21 protein-coding genes and 1 other annotated feature are annotated in these 19575 nt (G+C 39.0%); of the genes, 18 read left to right on the top strand and 3 right to left on the bottom strand.

The annotated features are described in order from the left end of the window. Positions 1-324: 324 nt before the first annotated feature. Positions 325-1899: a 2-isopropylmalate synthase gene (locus ACIQ2D_RS11845; protein WP_402864229.1), complete on the bottom strand. Its 1575-nt coding sequence runs from the start codon at positions 1897-1899 to the stop codon at positions 325-327. Between the two features lie 183 nt (positions 1900-2082). Then, positions 2083-2323 (bottom strand) — a binding site (T-box leader). Positions 2324-2588: 265 nt separating this feature from the next. On the opposite strand from ACIQ2D_RS11845, the gene ACIQ2D_RS11850 reads away from it, so the two are divergent. The 6 genes from ACIQ2D_RS11850 to ACIQ2D_RS11875 all read left to right on the top strand — a co-directional run bounded on the left by ACIQ2D_RS11850 (position 2589) and on the right by ACIQ2D_RS11875 (position 6580). Further along, on the top strand, positions 2589-3338 hold the full coding sequence (locus tag ACIQ2D_RS11850; RefSeq protein ID WP_402864231.1) for an HAD-IIB family hydrolase: 750 nt from the start codon (positions 2589-2591) through the stop codon (positions 3336-3338). A gap of 130 nt (positions 3339-3468) precedes the next feature. Continuing rightward, positions 3469-3963 (top strand): DUF1648 domain-containing protein, encoded by a 495-nt coding sequence (locus ACIQ2D_RS11855; protein WP_402864233.1) that lies wholly within the window; start codon positions 3469-3471, stop codon positions 3961-3963. Between the two features lie 82 nt (positions 3964-4045). Then, on the top strand, positions 4046-4708 hold the full coding sequence (locus ACIQ2D_RS11860; protein ID WP_402864235.1) for a YdeI/OmpD-associated family protein: 663 nt from the start codon (positions 4046-4048) through the stop codon (positions 4706-4708). Further along, the gene (locus tag ACIQ2D_RS11865) at positions 4705-5139 is read left to right on the top strand and encodes a DUF1801 domain-containing protein (RefSeq protein WP_402864237.1); all 435 of its coding nucleotides are present in this window, start codon (positions 4705-4707) and stop codon (positions 5137-5139) included. The genes ACIQ2D_RS11860 and ACIQ2D_RS11865 overlap by 4 nt, the downstream gene beginning before the upstream one ends. Then, complete coding sequence (locus tag ACIQ2D_RS11870; protein WP_402864239.1) at positions 5136-5519, top strand: VOC family protein; 384 nt, start codon at positions 5136-5138, stop codon at positions 5517-5519. Before ACIQ2D_RS11865 ends, ACIQ2D_RS11870 begins: the two co-directional genes overlap by 4 nt. An 80-nt stretch (positions 5520-5599) precedes the next feature. Continuing rightward, the gene (locus ACIQ2D_RS11875; RefSeq protein WP_402864241.1) at positions 5600-6580 is read left to right on the top strand and encodes a GNAT family N-acetyltransferase; all 981 of its coding nucleotides are present in this window, start codon (positions 5600-5602) and stop codon (positions 6578-6580) included. Positions 6581-6838: 258 nt separating this feature from the next. Here ACIQ2D_RS11875 and ACIQ2D_RS11880 read toward each other — a convergent pair whose 3' ends face one another. Then, on the bottom strand, positions 6839-7276 hold the full coding sequence (locus ACIQ2D_RS11880) for an Rrf2 family transcriptional regulator (protein ID WP_402864242.1): 438 nt from the start codon (positions 7274-7276) through the stop codon (positions 6839-6841). Positions 7277-7468: 192 nt separating this feature from the next. Here ACIQ2D_RS11880 and hmpA point away from each other — a divergent pair, with 192 nt between their 5' ends. From hmpA to ACIQ2D_RS11935, 11 genes are all read left to right on the top strand, one after another. Then, the gene (gene hmpA / locus ACIQ2D_RS11885; RefSeq protein WP_402864243.1) at positions 7469-8635 is read left to right on the top strand and encodes an NO-inducible flavohemoprotein; all 1167 of its coding nucleotides are present in this window, start codon (positions 7469-7471) and stop codon (positions 8633-8635) included. A gap of 558 nt (positions 8636-9193) precedes the next feature. Next, entirely contained in the window at positions 9194-9454 is a 261-nt protein-coding gene (locus ACIQ2D_RS11890) for a metal-sensitive transcriptional regulator (RefSeq protein ID WP_402864245.1), read from the top strand. 42 nt (positions 9455-9496) lie between these two features. After that, positions 9497-9838, top strand: coding sequence for a rhodanese-like domain-containing protein (locus ACIQ2D_RS11895; protein ID WP_402864247.1), 342 nt, complete (start codon positions 9497-9499; stop codon positions 9836-9838). Between the two features lie 12 nt (positions 9839-9850). Beyond that, positions 9851-10147, top strand: coding sequence for a rhodanese-like domain-containing protein (locus ACIQ2D_RS11900; protein ID WP_402864249.1), 297 nt, complete (start codon positions 9851-9853; stop codon positions 10145-10147). A gap of 72 nt (positions 10148-10219) precedes the next feature. Beyond that, positions 10220-10774: a sulfurtransferase TusA family protein gene (locus ACIQ2D_RS11905; RefSeq protein ID WP_402864251.1), complete on the top strand. Its 555-nt coding sequence runs from the start codon at positions 10220-10222 to the stop codon at positions 10772-10774. A 15-nt stretch (positions 10775-10789) separates the two neighbouring features. Further along, positions 10790-11185 (top strand): DsrE/DsrF/DrsH-like family protein, encoded by a 396-nt coding sequence (locus ACIQ2D_RS11910; protein WP_402864253.1) that lies wholly within the window; start codon positions 10790-10792, stop codon positions 11183-11185. A gap of 84 nt (positions 11186-11269) precedes the next feature. Beyond that, a complete protein-coding gene (locus ACIQ2D_RS11915) occupies positions 11270-12397 on the top strand; it encodes an MBL fold metallo-hydrolase (RefSeq protein ID WP_402864255.1) in 1128 nt (375 codons plus the stop codon). Between the two features lie 145 nt (positions 12398-12542). After that, positions 12543-12770, top strand: a complete 228-nt coding sequence (locus ACIQ2D_RS11920; RefSeq protein ID WP_402864257.1) for a sulfurtransferase TusA family protein — start codon at positions 12543-12545, stop codon at positions 12768-12770. 63 nt (positions 12771-12833) lie between these two features. Further along, complete coding sequence (locus tag ACIQ2D_RS11925; protein ID WP_402864259.1) at positions 12834-13610, top strand: sulfite exporter TauE/SafE family protein; 777 nt, start codon at positions 12834-12836, stop codon at positions 13608-13610. Between the two features lie 11 nt (positions 13611-13621). Next, entirely contained in the window at positions 13622-14326 is a 705-nt protein-coding gene (locus ACIQ2D_RS11930) for a DsbA family oxidoreductase (RefSeq protein WP_402864261.1), read from the top strand. Positions 14327-14563: 237 nt separating this feature from the next. Beyond that, complete coding sequence (locus tag ACIQ2D_RS11935; RefSeq protein ID WP_402864263.1) at positions 14564-15514, top strand: c-type cytochrome; 951 nt, start codon at positions 14564-14566, stop codon at positions 15512-15514. A gap of 39 nt (positions 15515-15553) precedes the next feature. On the opposite strand, the gene ACIQ2D_RS11940 is transcribed toward ACIQ2D_RS11935, so the two are convergent. Continuing rightward, entirely contained in the window at positions 15554-17248 is a 1695-nt protein-coding gene (locus tag ACIQ2D_RS11940; RefSeq protein ID WP_402864265.1) for an FAD-dependent oxidoreductase, read from the bottom strand. A gap of 260 nt (positions 17249-17508) precedes the next feature. Between ACIQ2D_RS11940 and ACIQ2D_RS11945 the strand changes: the two genes are divergently transcribed. Further along, positions 17509-19494, top strand: a complete 1986-nt coding sequence (locus ACIQ2D_RS11945; protein ID WP_402864267.1) for an ABC1 kinase family protein — start codon at positions 17509-17511, stop codon at positions 19492-19494. Positions 19495-19575: the final 81 nt, after the last annotated feature.

Below are 19575 nucleotides of genomic sequence, written 5' to 3' on the forward strand. Positions count from 1 at the left end.
TAGTGTCCGCACTCAACCAAGGCGTATTACTCCCTGGTATCCAACGGCACCGCTCAGCCAAGGTATATTACCGCTCAGGTAACCAGCAGCACCGCTCAGCCAAGGTATATTACCGCTCAGGTAACCAGCAGCACCGCTCAGCCAAGGTATATTATCGCTCGGGTAACCAGCAGCACCGCTCAGCCAAGGTATATTACCGTTCGGGTAACCAGCAGCGTCGCTCAGTAGAGGCAATTGCCGCCGGGGTAACCAGCAGCATCGCTCAGCAAAGGCAATTACCGCTCGGGAAGCCAGTAGTAGCGCCGCTCAGCCAACGACCAATGACTAAACGTTCATAACAGGCGTCAATTTGGCAACGACAATGCTATTAATCGCATTAATATATGCAAGCGCACTTGCTTTTAAAATATCTGTATCCGCAGCTTTTGCGATATACTTTTCACCTTCATGTTCAATCGTAATTTTTACTTTACCAAGTGCTTCTTTGCCACGAGATACGCTGTTAATATTATATTCCACAAGCTTTACGTCAATTTTTGTAACGTCTGCAATCGCAGAATACAACGCATCAATCGGGCCAGAACCAACAGCGCTAGCTTTGAATACTTCTCCGCCTTTATGGATTTTCACGCTAGCAGAAGGGAAGCTTGCATTGCTGACGACTTGTAGGTCAGCGAAATCAAAAAATTGATCGCTATAATGAGTAGCATTGGCATGAGTTGCATCGTGCTTTTCATAATAGCTTTCTACGATCACATATAAATCATGGTCGTATACTTCTTTCTTTGCATCCGCTAGTTTTAAGAAGCCTTCAAATACTCCTTCAAACTCCTCATCAGTTAACTGGTTGAAACCAAGTTTTTCAAGCGCATTTTTCACTGCATGACGCCCAGAACGAGCTGTTAATATTAGCTCCATATCATCTAATCCTACATCTTCTGGATGTACGATTTCGTAAGCATCACGAGATTTTAGTAGACCATCCTGATGAATACCCGATGAGTGGGCAAATGCATTGTCACCGGTGATTGCTTTGTTTACTTGTACGTCTAGGCCCATGAAGCTCGATACAAGGCGAGATGTATTCATAATTTCTTTTGTGTTGATGCGCGTTTCAGCGTTATATACAGAACTACGAGTTTTTAATGCCATCACAACTTCTTCAAGTGCGGCATTTCCTGCACGTTCTCCAATACCATTAATTGTACATTCAACTTTATCTGCACCGTTTTTAATGGCTGCAAGTGTATTAGCTGTTGCCATACCAAGGTCATTATGGCAGTGCACGCTTAGTAATACACTATCGTTTAGATTTTTCATGCGATCGTTTAGCTTATAAATCATAGCGCCGAATTCTTCTGGTTCTGCAAAACCAACAGTATCAGGTACGTTAATCATTGTTGCCCCGGCTTTCATGACAGCCTCGATTGTTTTCCACAGGTATTCGAAGTCAGAACGTGATGCGTCCTCTGTTGAATACTGCACTTGAGGTAGAAGCGTTTTAGCATATTTCACGGCATCTACACCGATTTGTAAAATTTGATCTTTGGATTTACTGAATTTCTTTTCAACATGAATATCAGAAGTGCCAAGTACCATATGAATCATTGGATTTTCAGCGTACTTTACAGCATTGTAAACAGAATCGATATCTGCTTGCACGGCGCGCGCTAGCGCTGTAATCATAATGTCATTTGTATTACCGACTTTTTGTGCGACAGCTTTTACCGCTTCAAAGTCACCTTGTGATGAAGCAGGGAAACCAGCTTCAATAATATCGACGCCTAATTTTTTGAGTTGCTGTGCAATCTCTACTTTTTCGTATAAGTTTAGTTTTGCCCCTGGCACTTGCTCGCCATCACGTAAAGTTGTATCAAACACCCAAATTTTTCTTCCCATTTTCAAACACTCCTTTTTTTGTTTAAAATTCAATTACGCCTCGGCGTTATTGCGTCCTGATTTTGAATTGTGCTTGCTCAATGAACTCCTTTCAAAATCCGTGACATCCGCCGGAGGCTTTATTTTCATTCATCTCTATAGGTGAGATGAATGAAAATAAAAAAACTCGTCTCTATATAAAAATATAGAGACGAGTTTTTGCTCGCGGTACCACCCTAATTGACTTCATCTTTACAGAAAAAGTCCCCTTATCGACAGCTATCACTGTCTATCCCTATAACGGGGGAAACCGACATCCCTTACTTTGAAATTTTCAGGGAGTGGCTCATGGACGAGTTCAAAATGTGCGCCTACCGGTTTGCACCAACCACCGGCTCTCTTCAAGTACACAGACATTTCTACTATTTCCAATCTAGGCCTACAATGTGTTGTTGAAAGCAATAATACTTTGATATTGTCATTCTGTCAATAATATTCTAAAAATTATTTATTTTCTGTCAAAAAGTGTTCTACTTTTTGATTTTGTAGGTATTTACTTTTTAAGTACTCTTATTCGGTGATAAATGGCTGTGTTTAAATCAGATATTTAGTCGAATACTCAGGGACGATCAAGAGGTATTGGTGATAACGAAAAGCTATTTTTATGAGATAATTAGGAAGAGATTATTACTTTGGGAAGAAGGAACAGTATGAAATTTGTATTCGATTTAGACGGCACAATTTGTTTTAAAGGCCAGCCTTTAAGTGTAAACATTATCGTAGCATTAGAGAATTGTATAACAAATGGGCATGAGGTCATTTTTGCTTCGGCACGCCCAATTCGTGATTTACTACCGGTATTACCAAAAGCAATGCAAAGGTTTCCGATGGTTGGTGGGAACGGCGCATTTGTCGCAAACGAGAGCGAGTTGATTGCAGTAACAGCATTCAAAACAGATATTGTAGCGCAAATTCGTGGTTTGATCAGTACATATAAATTACCGTATTTGGTGGATGGCAATTGGGATTATGCCTATACAGGTAGTGAGGCACATCCAATTTATCGAAATCTTGATCCACTAAAACTTGCTAAAAAGGTTACATTAGAAGAACTTCAAGAGATTGTGAAGGTTGTTTTATTTCCGGGTGAACTTCACAAGGAAGTATGGGAGGCGCTAAAGAAGTTGCCAATTTCGTTATATGAGCATACGTCAGAAAATATTATAGATATGAGTCCAAGTGGTATTGATAAGTGGAATGGCTTAACGAAGCTGGGAGTTGTAGAGGGCGAATTTATTGCATTTGGCAATGATGCGAATGATAGGTCGATGTTTGCCAAAGCGAAGGAAAGTGTTTGTGTAGGTGAACATCCAGTGAGGGAATTTGCAACGCTCCAAGTGGCTAGTACAGAGGATGCGGTAGCAGCTATCATTTGTTCTTTCAGTGAGAAATATAAGTAACCATATGTATTTACATAATGTACTACGATTAGTTTACATGCCATGATGTCATATTTGCCAAGAAGGATGAAACTAAGTGGTGTTAACTACCGTATAGAGTAGTATATAGAAATAAACGGGGTGTGAGATAATGTATAGGCCAATTTTAGACTTACCAAAAACGAAGAGTGAAAAAGTATGGGATTGGATTGGTGGGGGGATATTTCTTGCATCAATACTTTACATTATTATCATGTGGGGCCAACTACCGGATGAAGTTCCAGGTCATTTTAATGGAGCAGGCGAAGTAGATCGCTGGGGCTCAAAGGTTGAACTATTCATTTTGCCGTTCATAGGTCTATTTTTGTGGATACTACTGGGATTACTTGAAAAGGCGCCACATATGCATAACTACCCAGCGCGTTTAAACGAAAATAATGTGGAAGCATTTTATCTAAATAGCAGAAAAATATTAAATGATGTGAAGAACTACTGCTTAATTATATTTGCTGTTATTAGCTTTCAAATGGTGCGAATTGCTTTAGGTGACGCACAATCTTTAGGTTGGTGGTTCTTACCACTCGTGATCATCGGGACAGCATACCCAATTATTAAAGGTTTAGTCATGAATACGAAAATTAAATAATATGTAAAAAATCATCATTCCATAGTGGATTGATGATTTTTTTATGATAAATTTAGTACAAATGAAGTAAGGAAGGGATGTCATGTCGATGCAAAAAAAATTCAAACTGAAGGACATGCTATCTATTGATATTCATCAACAACCACAAGATTTGATATTAGAAGGTATTCAGCAGAGTGGGGATGCTCCATATGACCGTATTATTTCTTTTGTATTTTCAACTGATGAAATGACGCGGTATCTGCAGAACTGTATAAAAGACGGCAATTTAATAGATCAAGGCTATTTGTTTTTAATTTATCCGAAAAAGGGTAATAAAAAATATGAGCAGTTTATTCACCGAGATGAGATTTTCCCAGCCATTCAAGTGGATGGAGAAAAATACATTGTCGGCAGTGACTATAAATTTGCAAGTCTCATGTCATTAGACGATACGTTCTCTATACTAAGCATCAAACGAGATAGTAAATCACGTGGGAAAAAGAAGACGGCAAGCAGTCAATGTGTAGGTGACTACGAAAGTATGATTCCACAATTGCGCAACCAACTTGCTGAAGATGAAGCAGATTTAGCTTTTTATGACGGTTTAACGCCAGGCTACCAAAAGGATTGGGCTCGCTATATTTATAGTGCGAAGAAAGAGGAAACGCAAAGAGCACGTTTAGCAGAAATGCGTGACCTTACTAGGCAAGGCTTTAAGACGAAGGAATTGTACAGAAAAGCGAAAAGTGAGGGTAAGGTATGAATGAATACATTGAGCAAGTAGATGAAAAATGGCGTGAGGATTTTGCCAAGCTTGTAGCTGTTGTGGAATCGAATTTGCCTGAGGGGTTTGAGCGTACAATGCAATACGACATGATTAGTTTTGTTGTGCCGCTGAGGACATATCCTAAGGGCTACCATTGTACGCCAAATACGCCTCTTCCCTTTATTAGTCTAGCTGCACAAAAGCGTCATGTGTCGTTATACCACATGGGCATTTATGCTGATGATGCGTTGTTGTCGTGGTTCCAAGAAGAATATGCGAAATGTGTACCAACAAAGTTGAATATGGGTAAAAGCTGCATTCGCTTTACGAACACAAAAAATATTCCATATGATTTGATTGGCGAGCTTGTGTCGAAAATAACACCAGAAGAATGGATTACTAAATATGAGGGAGAGTTGAATAAATGAGAAGCGCAACGACATTTTTAATGTTCCAAGGACAAGCGAATGAAGCGATTCAACAATATAAAGAGTGGTTTGAAGATTTAACGGTGGAGAGTTTAACGTATATGGAGGATTCTCAGCAGGTCGCAATGGCAGTACTTAATTTGAAAGGTCTTAAGATCCTGGTGAATGATAGTGTGATAAAACACAACTTTACTTTTACGCCAGCAACATCTATTTTTGTTGAATGTGAAACGCTAGAGGAAATCAATAGCCTCGCAGCACAAGTTGTGGAAGGTGGAAAATCCTTGATGCCACTAGGTCATTATGGCTTTTCTGAGCAGTTTGCTTGGATTGCAGACCGTTTTGGTGTATCTTGGCAGTTTACGTATAATCCAAGTTAAGTGCGAGTATTATAAGTAAAGAGGCGCAACTTGCCCTATGTGCTTTGGGGCAATGGCGCCGTAGTAAAGGGGAAAAAAGTATGGCAGTAACTTTAGTAAAGCACAATTTGAAATATGCAGAGGCAATACATGCATTATCATCGATGCCACAAGTGCGAGATGCACTAGGATTACCTATGGGTAAAGTAGAAGATACAATTAACTTCATTAAGCGTGAAAGTGTGGATGAAGAAGCGGGCAAATCGGTTCCTCGTGTCGTTTTGAATGAGGAGGGGCAAGTCATTGGTGTAACGTCACTCATGTTCATTGATCATGAAAAAAAGAGTTGTCATATAGGTTCATGGCTTGGTTATGAATTTTGGGGTAAAGGCTATAATTTAGATGCGAAAATTGCCATTCTTGAAATAGCCTTTTTTGAGTTAGGTTTAGATCGTGTTTTTGCGGGTGCTAGAGAAGTGAATATTCGCTCGAAAATGGCACAAGAAAAGCTACCATTTATCCGTTTAAATGTGGAGCAGGATTATCCACAGGAGCATACATGGTTAGAGGTTAAAGAAAAGCAGCCGTGTGTTTTGAATGTTTTTGAGCGTGAGGATTTTATTCGTTACCACACAACGTTAGAGGAAATTACAGGTGAACGTGAGAGCTATTTACCTTACTTGTTATTAGCAGATGAAGATGAAGAAGTCGTTCGTAGCTATATGAATGATGGTAAGTTATATGTTATCCGTTGTGGGGAGCATTTATCGGGTGTTGCCTTACTGATTGAGCAATCCGAAACGACGATTGAATTGAAAAATATTGCCGTTGTTTCAGAATTCCAGGGTCGGGGAATTGGCAAGGTAGCACTTCAACTGATTAGTGATAGATACCAAGCAAAAGGTTATACACAAGTCATTGTGGGTACAGCGAATTCTAGTATAGATAATATCGCCTTCTATCAAAAAGCAGGTTTTCGAATGGACAAGATTAAAAAAGACTTTTTCAGTAACTACTCAGAGCCTATTTATGAAAATGGTATACGTGCTATTGATATGATCGTCTTTTCAAAGACTTTGTAAAATCGAGGTGAAAAAAGACTCGATTTTTTGCGTCTAAAAGCATTGTGGATTTTATTGTGGATAATACATGAATGGATATGGTAATTGTCCACATTGTGGAGAAGTATTAGCTCTTAATTCAGAACTTTTGTATAACCTGTGGATAGTTGGTGCAGGAAATATTATATTTAAGCCGTATTTGATAAATTATTCAATAACAAAACAACAATTTTTCTAAATAACAAAAATACCCGTTCAACCTTTGTTGGGCGGGTATTTTTAATTGCCACGTAAGAGTGCCATTAATTTTTCCTTAGAATGTAAAAAGTCGTCTAATGAATAGCCATCTAACACAGTAAGATATGCTTGTAATGCTTCATAGAGCACACCCTTTAGCTGACATTCCGGTGCAATTTTACATAAGTTGTTCTCTTTGTCGAAGCATTCAACAAGATGAAAATCTTCTTCAGTATGTCTCACAATTTCACCGATTGTAACAGCTTTTGGATCAATAGCAAGACGAATACCGCCACCACGTCCACGAATTGTTTCGATGTAACCGAGTTGACCAAGTTGATGGGTCACCTTCATTAAATGGTTTTTCGATATATTATAGGCGTCAGAAATTTCTTGAATGGTTGATAGTTGACCATCTTCCTTGGCACCTAGATAAATGAGTGTCCGAAGGGAGTAATCAGTGTATAAAGTTAATCGCATTGGAACACCCTACTTTCCGAAGTTCAATATGATTATAGCATTTTCCCCGATTTCAATGTGTAACGAATGATTTTTTTAAAAGATGTATTTAAAATACATTAATTATGTCCATTTTGTTAAAGGTGTATTTTACATATTGCTTTAGTAATTTAAAAGGTTTACATTGGAAGCACGAGAGGATGGTTATGCGATATGTTAAAACAAGAAACAGTTCAAATTATTAAAGCGACTGTACCAGTATTAGAAGTTCATGGTGTGGAGATTACGAAGACGTTTTATAAAAATATGTTTCTAAAACATCCAGAGTTATTGAACATTTTTAATCATACGAACCAAGAAAAAGGTCGTCAACAAACAGCATTAGCAAATACAGTGTATGCAGCAGCAGTTCACATCGAGAATTTAGAGGCAATTTTACCAGCTGTAATGCAAATTGCACATAAACACCGTAGTTTAGGGATTTTACCGGAGCACTACCCAATCGTTGGGGAGAATCTATTGCAAGCAATTAAAGAAGTTCTTGGCGATGCAGCAACAGAGGACATTATTAATGCATGGGCTGAAGCATATGGCGTGATTGCTGATATATTCATCCAAGTAGAAGAAGAGTTATATCAAAAAGCTGAAGTAAATGGTGGATGGCGTTTATTCAAACCATTAAAAGTAGCGAAAAAAGTAGTTGAAAGTGAACTTGTTACATCAGTATATTTTGTAACGGAAGATGGTTCACCACTACCAGCTTATCAACCAGGTCAATATATTAGTGTTCGTGTAAAAATGCCGAACGAAGAATATTTAATGAATCGTCAATACACACTTTCACAAGCAAATGCAGAAGAAGGCTATCGTATTTCTGTGAAGCGTGAAAGTGATCATACACCGAATGGTAAAGTATCGAACTATATTCATGACACATTACAAGTTGGCGATATGGTAGACGTAAGTGTACCAGCAGGCGTATTTGTGTTAGAAGAATCATCAGCACCTATTACATTTATTAGTGGTGGTATCGGTGTAACACCTTTAAACAGTATGTTACAATCTTTATCTGATGATGCAACAAATGAAGTGAAGTTCATTCAATGTGCACGTAATGCACAAGTAGTAGCATTTAGTGATGACATCCAAGCAAAAGTAAATGCCCTTCCTAATGCATCTTATACAGCGTTATATTCTGATGAAGACAAGCTTATTACAAAGGAATTGTTAGCTGAAAAGGTAGCAGACAATGCAGATGTTTATGTATGTGGTCCAGTAGGATTTATGGAAGCAGTTATTAAAAATTTACATGAAATCGGCGTTGCAGATGAAAAAATTCACTATGAATTCTTCGGTCCAGCAATGCAATTAGCAAAATAAATATTTCAATTCAGCACTGTTACGAGTAGATATTCTCGTGGCAGTGTTTTTTTATATGGTGTAATTAAATTGCTCTTTATGAGTAAAGATACATCCGGAAATATCCAATTCTTTTTATAAGGATTAATCACCATAACGAGAAGTTGATTTCCGTTCCGGCTGGGCGCTTTCCGGGGGGCGTCCGATGAGCCGCTTCACTCGCAAGCTCGCTCCAGGGTCTCATCTTGTACGCTAATCCCCCAGGAGTCGCCCAGCCTACACTCCAATCAAATAGCTTTCTAAAATTACTAAAACTTTAACAGTATTACTCATATTTATTAACAGGAGCTTGATTTCCTTAATAGCTAGTAGTTGCTTGACGCTCGCCAGTGGAAAGTGAGTGCTGGAGCGGAAAGCAACTACCACTTTATCAGATAGTAATAAATGTTTGTTGATTTACTCATTGTGAGTAAATTATAAAAAACAATGAGCTTTCACGTTGACATTATACCTAATGGGGTATATTATGAATCGTGTAAACAAGTTTATCCAATCGTTTCGGAGGGAGGCGTGCACAGTATGGCATATAACGCGAAAACAGCAAATCGAGTGAAGCGAATGGAAGGTCAATTGCGTGGAGTTTTACGCATGATGGAAGAAGGGCAGGACTGTAAAGATGTGATTACACAGCTATCTGCCGTGCGTTCAGCAGTGGATCGAACTATTGGTGTTATTGTTAGTGAAAACCTACTGAATTGTGTAACGACTGCTGAAGGAAATTCAGAAAAAATGAATTCAGCCATTCAGGAAGCGATGGATTTAGTCGTGAAAAGTAGATAAACGCATTATACCCTTAACAGTATAAATGAGGAGGAAGATTGTTTGGAAACATGGATTATTATAGCTGTTCTTGTAGCATTTTTAGTATGGCGAATGAAACCGACAAAAGGTGTGCAGTCAATTTCAACAGCACAACTAAAAAATGTTTTAAATGATAAGGATAAAGTGTTCATAGATGTACGTACGCCAGGTGAATACAAGGGTCGTAACATTCCGCAATTTAAAAATATCCCACTCGGTTCTAGTTTTGATAAATTACCGAAAGATAAAGAAATTGTGGTGATTTGCCAAAGTGGTATGCGAAGCAGTCAAGCGTGTAAAAAGTTAAAAAAACAAGGGTTTGAACGTGTGACAAATGTCCGCGGTGGTATGAGCGCTTATTAGGGGGAGAATAACATGAAAGAAATTTCAGCAAAAGAAGTGCAGACGGTTTTGGAGCAAGGGCGATCTTTAAATTTAATTGATGTCCGTGAAGTAGATGAAGTAGAAGCTGGTCATATTCCAGGTATTCTCCACATCCCACTTGGTTTACTTGAATTTCGAATGAATGAATTAAATAAAAATGAAACATATATTATAGTTTGTCGTTCAGGTGCGCGAAGTGGTCGTGCTACTCACTTTTTAGAAAGCCAAGGCTTTGATGTGACCAATATGGTTGGTGGTATGCTCGCTTGGGAAGGCGAAGTAAAGTAAAAAATGGACTCAAGAGACCTCGCTATATTTTTTTAGCAAAAATAATACCCTTGTAGGTATAAGGAGGAAGTTATGAGTATTAAATCAGATTTTCAGCTAGATGCAAAGGGGCTTGCCTGTCCTATGCCCATCGTGAAGACGAAGAAGGCAATGGCTGAATTAGTAGAAGGTCAAATTTTAGAAGTGGCAGCAACAGATAAAGGCTCGAAGGCGGATATTGCAGCTTGGGCTGAAACAGTAGGTCATCAATATATTGGGACAACTGAGGAGGATGCTGTGTTAAAGCACTATATTCGTAAATGTACAGATGACACAGTAGTCGAAAAAACATTTGAGCAGACAATCGATCTAGGTGAAATCGTTGGTAGAGGTGGACTTATTCTTGATGTGCGAGAGGAAGCGGAGTTTGCTTTTGGTCATATTGAGGGTGCGAAATCAATACCAATGGGTGAGCTACCTACTCGAATGGCTGAACTCAACAAGGCTCAGGAGATTTATGTGATTTGTCGTACAGGAAAGCGCAGTGATTTAGCAGCGCAAAAGCTTACGGTAAATGGGTTTACTAAGGTATTCAACGTCCTACCGGGTATGACAGCTTGGACGGACGAACTAAAAAAATCAATTTAATTGGAGGAATTTATTATGTCAAACAAAGTAGCAATTATTGCAAGTAACGGTGGTCTTTTCGATGCGTATAAAGTGTTCAATATCGCAACAGCAGCGGCGGCTTCTGAGAAGGAAGTAGCAATTTTCTTTACATTTGAAGGGTTAAATTTAATTCACAAGCAAGGTATGCATGCATTACCAATGCCTGTTGGAAAAGAGCATTTTGCTGAAGGTTTTGCTAAAGCTAATGTACCTGCGATTCCGCAATTAGTAGAGATGGCGCAAGAGTTAGGTGTGAAATTTATCGGTTGCCAAATGACTATGGATGTAATGGGCTTAACAACAGAAGATTTCGTTGATGGTATTGAAGTGGGTGGCGCAGTAACATTCTTAGAGTTTGCTAAAGATGCAGCACCAACATTAACATTCTAATTATTAAACAATTAATAGATGAGCGGAGAGGCATGTCCTTTCCGCTAAAAAAATCAACAAAATAATACCTGTGGGGGTAAGTGAATGTCGGTTCAACAATGGAGCGCTGCAGATGTAGCGAAAAAAGTAATTAATAATGATGATCTATTTATTCTAGATGTACGTAATAATGATGCATTTGAAGATTGGAAAATCGAGGGGCATAAGTTTGAATACCTCAATATTCCGTATTTCGAGTTACTTGATGGTGTAGAAGAAATCTTACCGAAAATCCCAACAGATAAAGATGTATTAGTAGTTTGTGCAAAAGAAGGGTCATCTCTGATGGTTGCAGAAATGCTTGCTGATGCTGGGCGCCCTGTTGGTTATTTAGTAGGTGGTATGAAAACATGGAGTGAATACTTAGAGCCGATTAAAGTAGGCAATTTAACAGATGGCGGTGAGTTGTACCAATTCGTTCGCTTAGGAAAAGGTTGTCTTTCGTATATGGTGATTTCTGAGGGTGAGGCGGCAATTATTGATGCAGTGCGCTTTACAGAAGTATTTACGAAGTTTGCAGAAGAAAAAAATGTGAAAATCAAACATGTATTTGATACCCATTTACATGCCGATCACATTTCGGGTGGACGTCATATCGCAGCTGGAACGGGTGCAACGTATTACTTACCACCAAAGGATGCAGAAGAAGTTGTATTTAATTACACACCCTTAGTAGATGGTACAGCAGTGCAAATTGGTGCATCGAAGATTGACGTAGGCGCGATTTATTCACCAGGTCACACGATTGGTTCAACTTCATTCGTTGTAGACAGTAAATACTTATTGACAGGGGACATTTTATTTATCGATTCAATTGGACGTCCTGATTTAGCGGGACTTGCTGAAGATTGGGTGGGTGATTTACGTGAAACACTTTACAAACGTTACCGTGAATTATCGGATGAATTAATTGTATTACCAGCTCACTTTATGATTATTGATGAGTTAAATGAAGATGGTACGGTTGCAAAAAGTCTAGGTGAATTATTTGCAGAAAACCACGGTTTGAATATTGAGGATGAAGCAAAATTCCGTAGCATTGTGACGGATAATTTACCACCACAACCGAATGCGTATCAGGAAATTCGCCAAGTAAACATGGGGATAATTACACCAGCCCAAGAAGAGCAAACAGAAATGGAAATCGGTCCAAATCGTTGTGCCGTAAGATAAAAGGATAGGAATGCTGAAGTGTAATGAATACGCATGCATGTTAGTCGCATGCAAATATCGAGATGCGAAGGCGCTTATCTTTCGCAAACTCGGAAAAAATCAAAAAGAACTGGTAAAATCGCTTACCGTTCAGAAGGAGAGCAATATGAATTCAAACTTACAATTAGACGCAAAAGGCTTATCTTGTCCGATGCCAATCGTCAAAACAAAAAAGGCAATGGATACATTAGCCTCAGGTGAAATTTTAGAAGTACATGTAACAGATAAAGGTTCCCTAGCAGACATCCCAGCTTGGGCAAAAGCAGGAGGCCACACGATTTTAGATCAATCTGAAGACGCTGGCGTACTTATATTCTTTATTCAAAAAGCGTAATTCAGTTGGTGAGTGTTCAAGTTTGGACACTCACCCTTTCAATATAGAAAGAAGGAAAGAATAATGGATATAACATGGATTATTACGATATTTTTAATCGGTTTTGTGGGCTCGTATATATCCGGGATGCTTGGCATTGGTGGGTCGATTATTAAATATCCGATGTTATTATATATTCCACCGCTACTTGGATTTACAGCGTTTACAGCACATGAGGTTTCAGGAATTAGCGCTGTTCAAGTGTTTTTTGCCTCAATTGCGGGCGTGTGGGCTTATCGAAAAGGTGGTTATTTAAATAAATCGCTCATCATTTATATGGGTGGTGCCATTTTAGCGGGTAGCTTTGTGGGCAGCTATGGTTCGCAGTTTTTATCGGAGGAAGGCGTTAATGTTGTCTACGGTGTTTTAGCATTAATTGCAGCAATTATGATGTTTATTCCGAAGAAGCAAATTGATGATAAGCCAATGGATGACATCATATTCAATAAGCCATTAGCTGCGGGGTTAGCATTAATTGTGGGCGTTGGTTCAGGTATTGTCGGGGCTGCGGGTGGCTTCTTGCTGGTACCAATTATGCTCGTGGTTTTAGGAATTCCTACACGTATGACAATTGCGACGAGTCTCGCGATAACCTTTATTTCATCCATTGGTGGTACAATTGGTAAACTTATGACAGGGCAAGTCGATTATTACCCAGCTGCAATAATGATTGTAGCAAGTTTAATTGCGGCTCCGCTTGGCGCAAAAGCCGGTAAAAAAATGAATACGAAAGCATTACAAGGATTTTTAGCGGTGCTGATTTTAGCGACTGCAATCAAAATTTGGTTGGATATCTTGTAGGAGGTTTAAGAATGAAAATTGAAATTTTCTCGGATTTCACATGTCCGTTTTGTTATATTGGGAAACGTGAATTAGAACTTGCAATTGAAACAGCAGGCTATGCAGGTCAGGTGGAAATTGAATATAAAACATATCAAATTGGACCTGAGACACCAAAGGGAAATACTCCTTCTTTGTATGAAGGGATGGCTGCAAAATTTGATGCTTCTATAGATGATGTAAAAGAAATGACAAAAGGCATTGCAATGCGTGCAGCTAAAGTGGGTCTTCACTACAACTTTGAAGATATGAAAACGGCGCATACTGAAAAAGCACACCGTCTTGCGAAATGGACAAAGCAGTTTGGCAAGGAAGCTGCCTTTACTGAAGCCCTAATGAGTGGTTATTTTACAGCAGGTAAAGATTTAAATGATGATGCATTCTTACTTGAAGTGACAGCAGATTTAAATTTAAGTGTGGAATCTGCAAAGTCTGTTCTTACTTCAAATGACTTTATAGAAGCCTTAGACAAAGATCGCTATGATGCGCAACAGATTGGTGTACAAAGCGTACCTTTCTTTGTGTTTGAAAATCGCTACGGCATTAAAGGTGCAGAGCCGAATGAAGTATTTATCCGTACATTGCATCAAGCGGCTGAAATCGCAGGCATTAAACCAGCATTGAAGATGGTCGGTGATGGAGAATCTGTGTGTGCGGACGGTGAGTGTAAATTATAGGAGCATATAAACATGTCGAGTATGTAACTGTGCTCGACATTTTTATTTTCACAAAAAAATAAAAACAACAAGGGGTATTAAGTTTGATTTATTGTGTTGTATAACAAAAATAATTTCAAATTATATCCATTTATATCTTCTATTTGGTTCTAAAATGATGAAGTGTGAGGAAAATCACATCTAGAAATTCATTATATTGGTAACATAAGAGTAACGATACAAGAGGGGGTATTCATAATGAAAATAGCAGTAGCTGGAATAGGCGGAACAATTTTATTAGCAGGTACACTTTTTGTTGGAGCGGTAATCAGTGACAAAATTTTAGGTGATGCGAATGGAGAAATACAGGAAGCAGCTGTACAAACACAAACACCTTCAACTGGAGCGGCTCAAACAGTAGCATATGCGCCACCGAGTATTGAAGAAGTGCCAGATGGCCCTATGAAAGAAGATATCTTATATGGCTATGAGCTTGTGAATAACACACATGTAGCAGCAGAAGAATACGTTGGCAATCAATTATCATGTACAAGTTGTCACGCAGGAGCAGGTTATGATGAGCAAGCATCATCTTTAGTAGGGGTTATGGCAAATTATCCACAATACATTGGACGTTCAGGAGATATTGTGACGATTGAGGAACGCATTAATGGCTGTATGGTACGTAGTATGAACGGTAAAAAATTCGAAGCAAATAGTGATGAGCTAGAGGCAATGGTCGCGTACTTCGCATATATTTCAGAAGGTGTACCTATTGGAGCAAAACGTGAATGGGCAGGTACGAGTAATATGGAAAATATTCCTGTGCCAGATGTAGCTAACGGCGAAGAAGTGTATGCACAATCTTGTATTAGTTGTCATGCAGTAGATGGCTCGGGTATCGGTGCCAATACAGGCCCTGCATTATGGGGAGAAAATTCATTCAACGATGGTGCTGGTATGGCACGATTATCGAAGATGGCTGGTTATATTCAAAACAATATGCCAATCGGTGCTGCTGGTACATTAACAGACCAAGATGCCTCAGATTTAGCAGCATATATTTTATCGCAAGATCGACCTGAATGGGCAAATCATGATAAAGACTGGCCAAAAGGTGGTCGTCCAAACGATATCATGGATAAAGAAAAGCGTGAACAAGTGAAAAATGGAACGATTGATTGGGAGCAAGTACTATCTACGAATTAAATAAAAAGGGATGCAGCAATATGCCGCATCCCTTTTGTGTTACTTAAAGTTATATTCTGTAACAATTTTTTTACGACCAGTTGTAAGGTCATTGAAATATTCATATAAACAAATACCGAGGAATGAACCTGATACATTATAGACATTAGAAAAACCGTTATTTTGTAGAGCCATAACCGCATTGTAGCTACGCTGACCTGAGCGACAGTGCACGTATACAGGCACATCTTGTGGAATTTCGTTCATCCGTTCACGAAGTTCACTTAGTGGAATGTTTACGGCATTAATCAAATGACCAGCTTCATATTCGTTTGTTTCACGGACGTCCAAAATATAAGCTCCATTTTCTACAAGACTACGGACCTCTTCGACATTGACTTGTTTGTAGCGACCGAATAATTGATTTTGTGCTACAAGCGCTGCTAAATTAACAACATCACGTGCTGTGCTGAACATTGGTGAGTACGATAATTCAAGCTCTTTTAAGTCTTCGAGTGTGCCACCCATTGTAATCAGTGTTGCAATGACGTCAATGCGTTTATCAGCATTGCCTTTTCCAATTGCTTGTGCACCAAGTATTTTCCCTGTTGGTATTTCGTAAATGAGTTTGAAATGAAGTGGATTACTATTTGGCATTAAACCAACTTTATCAGGAGCAATTACATAAACACTTTTTGCTTGGTATCCATTTGAGAGCGCCATTTTTTCATTTAAGCCTGTTGAAGCACATACAAGATCGAAAATTTGCACGCTAGATGAACCGATAACCCCTTTGTTGTGTTGAGGCATATTATACATATGGTTTGCTGCTGCACGTGCTTGGCGTTGTGCAGGACCTGCTAATGCTAGGCGAGTTGGTTTACGCGTTAGCTGATGAAATACTTCTATCGCATCGCCCACAGCATAGATGGATGGATCTGAAGTGACATAGTTGCCGTCTACTTGAATGCCGCCAAGTTCTCCGATAGCAAGTCCGGCTTCTTTAGCTAACTTAATTTCAGGACGTACGCCGATTGCTAGTACGATTGCTTGCGCCTTCACCTGTTTGCCTGAATTTAGTTCTACATAGTCTTTTGTTACTTTCGCAAGACCGTCATTTACAATTACATTTACGCCCTTATCCAACATTTCTTTGTGTAAGATTTGTGCCATATCATAATCAAACGGCATCATAATTTGATTGCTAAATTCAACGAGTGAAACGTTAAGGCCCGCAAGACGTAGGTTTTCAGCTACTTCTACTCCGATAAATCCACCGCCGATAACGGCAATATCCTCTATATCATCACTTTTCACATAATTATTTAAGCGTTCGATATCGACGACATTGCGTACAGTAAAGACATGTGGGCTCTCTATGCCTTCTAAATTTGGTACGATTGGGCTTGCACCAGGTGATAGAACTAATACATCGTAGCTTTCTTCATAGGAGTCACCTGTAGCTATATTGTTGACAGTAACAGTTTTTTTATCACGATTAATACGCATAACTTCTTGATTTACACGTGCTTCAATATTATATTTTTTTTGGAAAGCCTGGGGAGTCATTAAAACAAGTTTATTACTGTTCTCAACGATTCCACTTAAATGGAAGGGTAAAGAACAGTTTGAAAAAGAAACATTTGGTCCCTTCTCGAACATAATCACCTCAGCTTGCTCATCTAAACGTCGAATCCGTGCAGCTGTTGAGGCACCACCAGCGACGCCACCTACTACTAAAAACTTTTTACTCATGTACATACACGTCCTTCTTACTTAGTATACTTGCTCGGGTATAAAGAGTGTAAACTGTTGTTTTAATTGGGATTTTACTTGAAAACAACTATTAAAGATTTTGTCTTAATAAGATAATATACCCTGGTAGGTATATTATCAACAAAAAAGTTCAGAGAGATTAGAATTTTAAAGAATCATACAACCGGCTCTTAAAAGAAAGAACGGACATGAATTTGGTATACTAGAAATATTAGGTAGAGACACAGGGAGTGACACTGTTGATGTATATAAAATTTCTTATTCAACTACTTATCGTTTCGGGTTTTATTTATTTTGTCAGTGGTCGGTTAATTGGCTCGAGTATTAACTTTGTGCGCCGTGTGCTATCGGTTTTCCTTAGTGTGATTCTCACATCTTTCGTGTATTGGTATTCATATTTACGCCATACGGATTTTATGTCAGAAAGCATGATGGAAATGGTAATGGAGGTCAGTACACTTATATGGGTAGGGAGTATGCTGCTCATTTCCATGCTGTTGTATTTAGTATTTGAATTATTTGATCCTATCGGTATATCAGGTGGAGAACGCCGTAATAGTCAAAAATCATTATTATTTCGAATACGTAGTTATTGGCGTCAGCAAAAGCGTCTAAGACAGGTATTGAGAATTGCCGTTACCAATGGTGTTGTACAAACGATTAAATACGCAAGGCAACGTGAAAATGAGAAAGAGCTAGCTATTGCCTTACGTAAGACGTTAGAGCAATGCGGTGGAATATTTATCAAATTCGGGCAGGTACTATCGACACGTAAAGAGCTATTCTCACCAGTGTTTATCGAAGAATTAGAACGGCTTCAACAAAGTGTTAAACCGTTGCCAAGTGAGCAGGTAACAAATATTTTGGAACATTCATTGCCAAAGGATTTCAATCAGGTATTTACTACATTCCAGATGGAACCTCTTGCTGCGGCTTCAATAGGGCAAGTACATAAAGCGCGACTGAAAAATCACGATGAAGTTGTGGTGAAATTACTGCGTCCTGAAGTGAAGGGTATTATGCGTGATGATTTAGATATATTAGAGGAATTTGCAAACTGGTTTACGAGTAAATCGACATGGGCAGAGTCTTTAGGGTTTCGAGAACTTGCAGGAGGATTTGCGGACGGACTTCGTGAAGAGATTCATTTAGATATTGAAGTTCGTAATACATTGCAGGTGACAAATGCACTAGCAAAAAGTGATTATAAGGTGCGTATTCCGAAAATATACACACAGTATTGTGATGGGGATATCATCGTGATGGAGTATGTACACGGAAAAAGTGTTGCAGTAGGGATGTCAGAATTTAGACGATTGCAGATAGACCCGAGAGAGTTTGCGAGAACAGTCCTGTATTCATTTTTCGAGCAAATGCTGTTTTCGGGGATTTTCCACGCGGATCCTCATCCGGGAAACATTTACATTGATGGGCGAGACGGTACGCCAATTCTTCTTGATTTTGGCGCGGTAGGTCGTTTAGGCTCAACACAGCAAGAAGGATTGAAGTTGTTTTTAATGGGCATTCAGCAAAATGATTCAGGTATATTGTACGATGGCTTAATGCTATTAGTTGAAAATGCTGATCGTGCAGAACGTGCCAAAATAGAACAGGCGATAGACCAAATATTGCTGAAAATTTCGTATGTAGAGCGCATTCCGACTGAGGAATTGATACATTCATTGTTTACGGTTGTGCGTGATTTTGGATTGGCATTCTATCCGTCAGTAGGATTAGCGTTACGTTCCCTCGTTACATTAGATGGAACATTGCGAGTAATCGATGGGCAGTTTGATATTTTTACTGAAGCAAAGGATTTTTCTTCTACGTACATGAGAGCCTCTTTTTTAAAGCCATTTAAAGAACCAAGAGCGACAAAGGAGCGTTTGCAAGAAGAGCTATCAATGCTTATCCCTACTTTGAGGAAGATGCCAAGACGAGTAGATCAACTCATTCAGCGAGTTGAAAGCGGAAAAATTATCTTACATCATGATATTTTCTCAGATGAGCATAATGCACGCTTTGTTACACAATTGTTTGCTCGGTTTGTCTTATTACTCGTTGGTATTACATTTGGTATTATTTCAGTTGCCCTTTTAGCGATTTCACAATTCATTCGTGATGCATATGCGGTGTACTTGAATACAGCGGCCTATTTAGGGTTGTTCTTATGTGCAATCCTTTTAGTGCGATTATCGATTCAAGCTATACGCTCAATGAAGTAATAGGCAGGGGATTATTTCCCTTGCCTTCTTTTTGTTTCTTGGTGGTTAGTCTCCGTATATTACAGGAACATTACAAATTTC

Origin of the sequence: Lysinibacillus sp. NPDC097287 (assembly GCF_044761695.1) — a bacterium.
Taxonomy (GTDB): domain Bacteria; phylum Bacillota; class Bacilli; order Bacillales_A; family Planococcaceae; genus Lysinibacillus.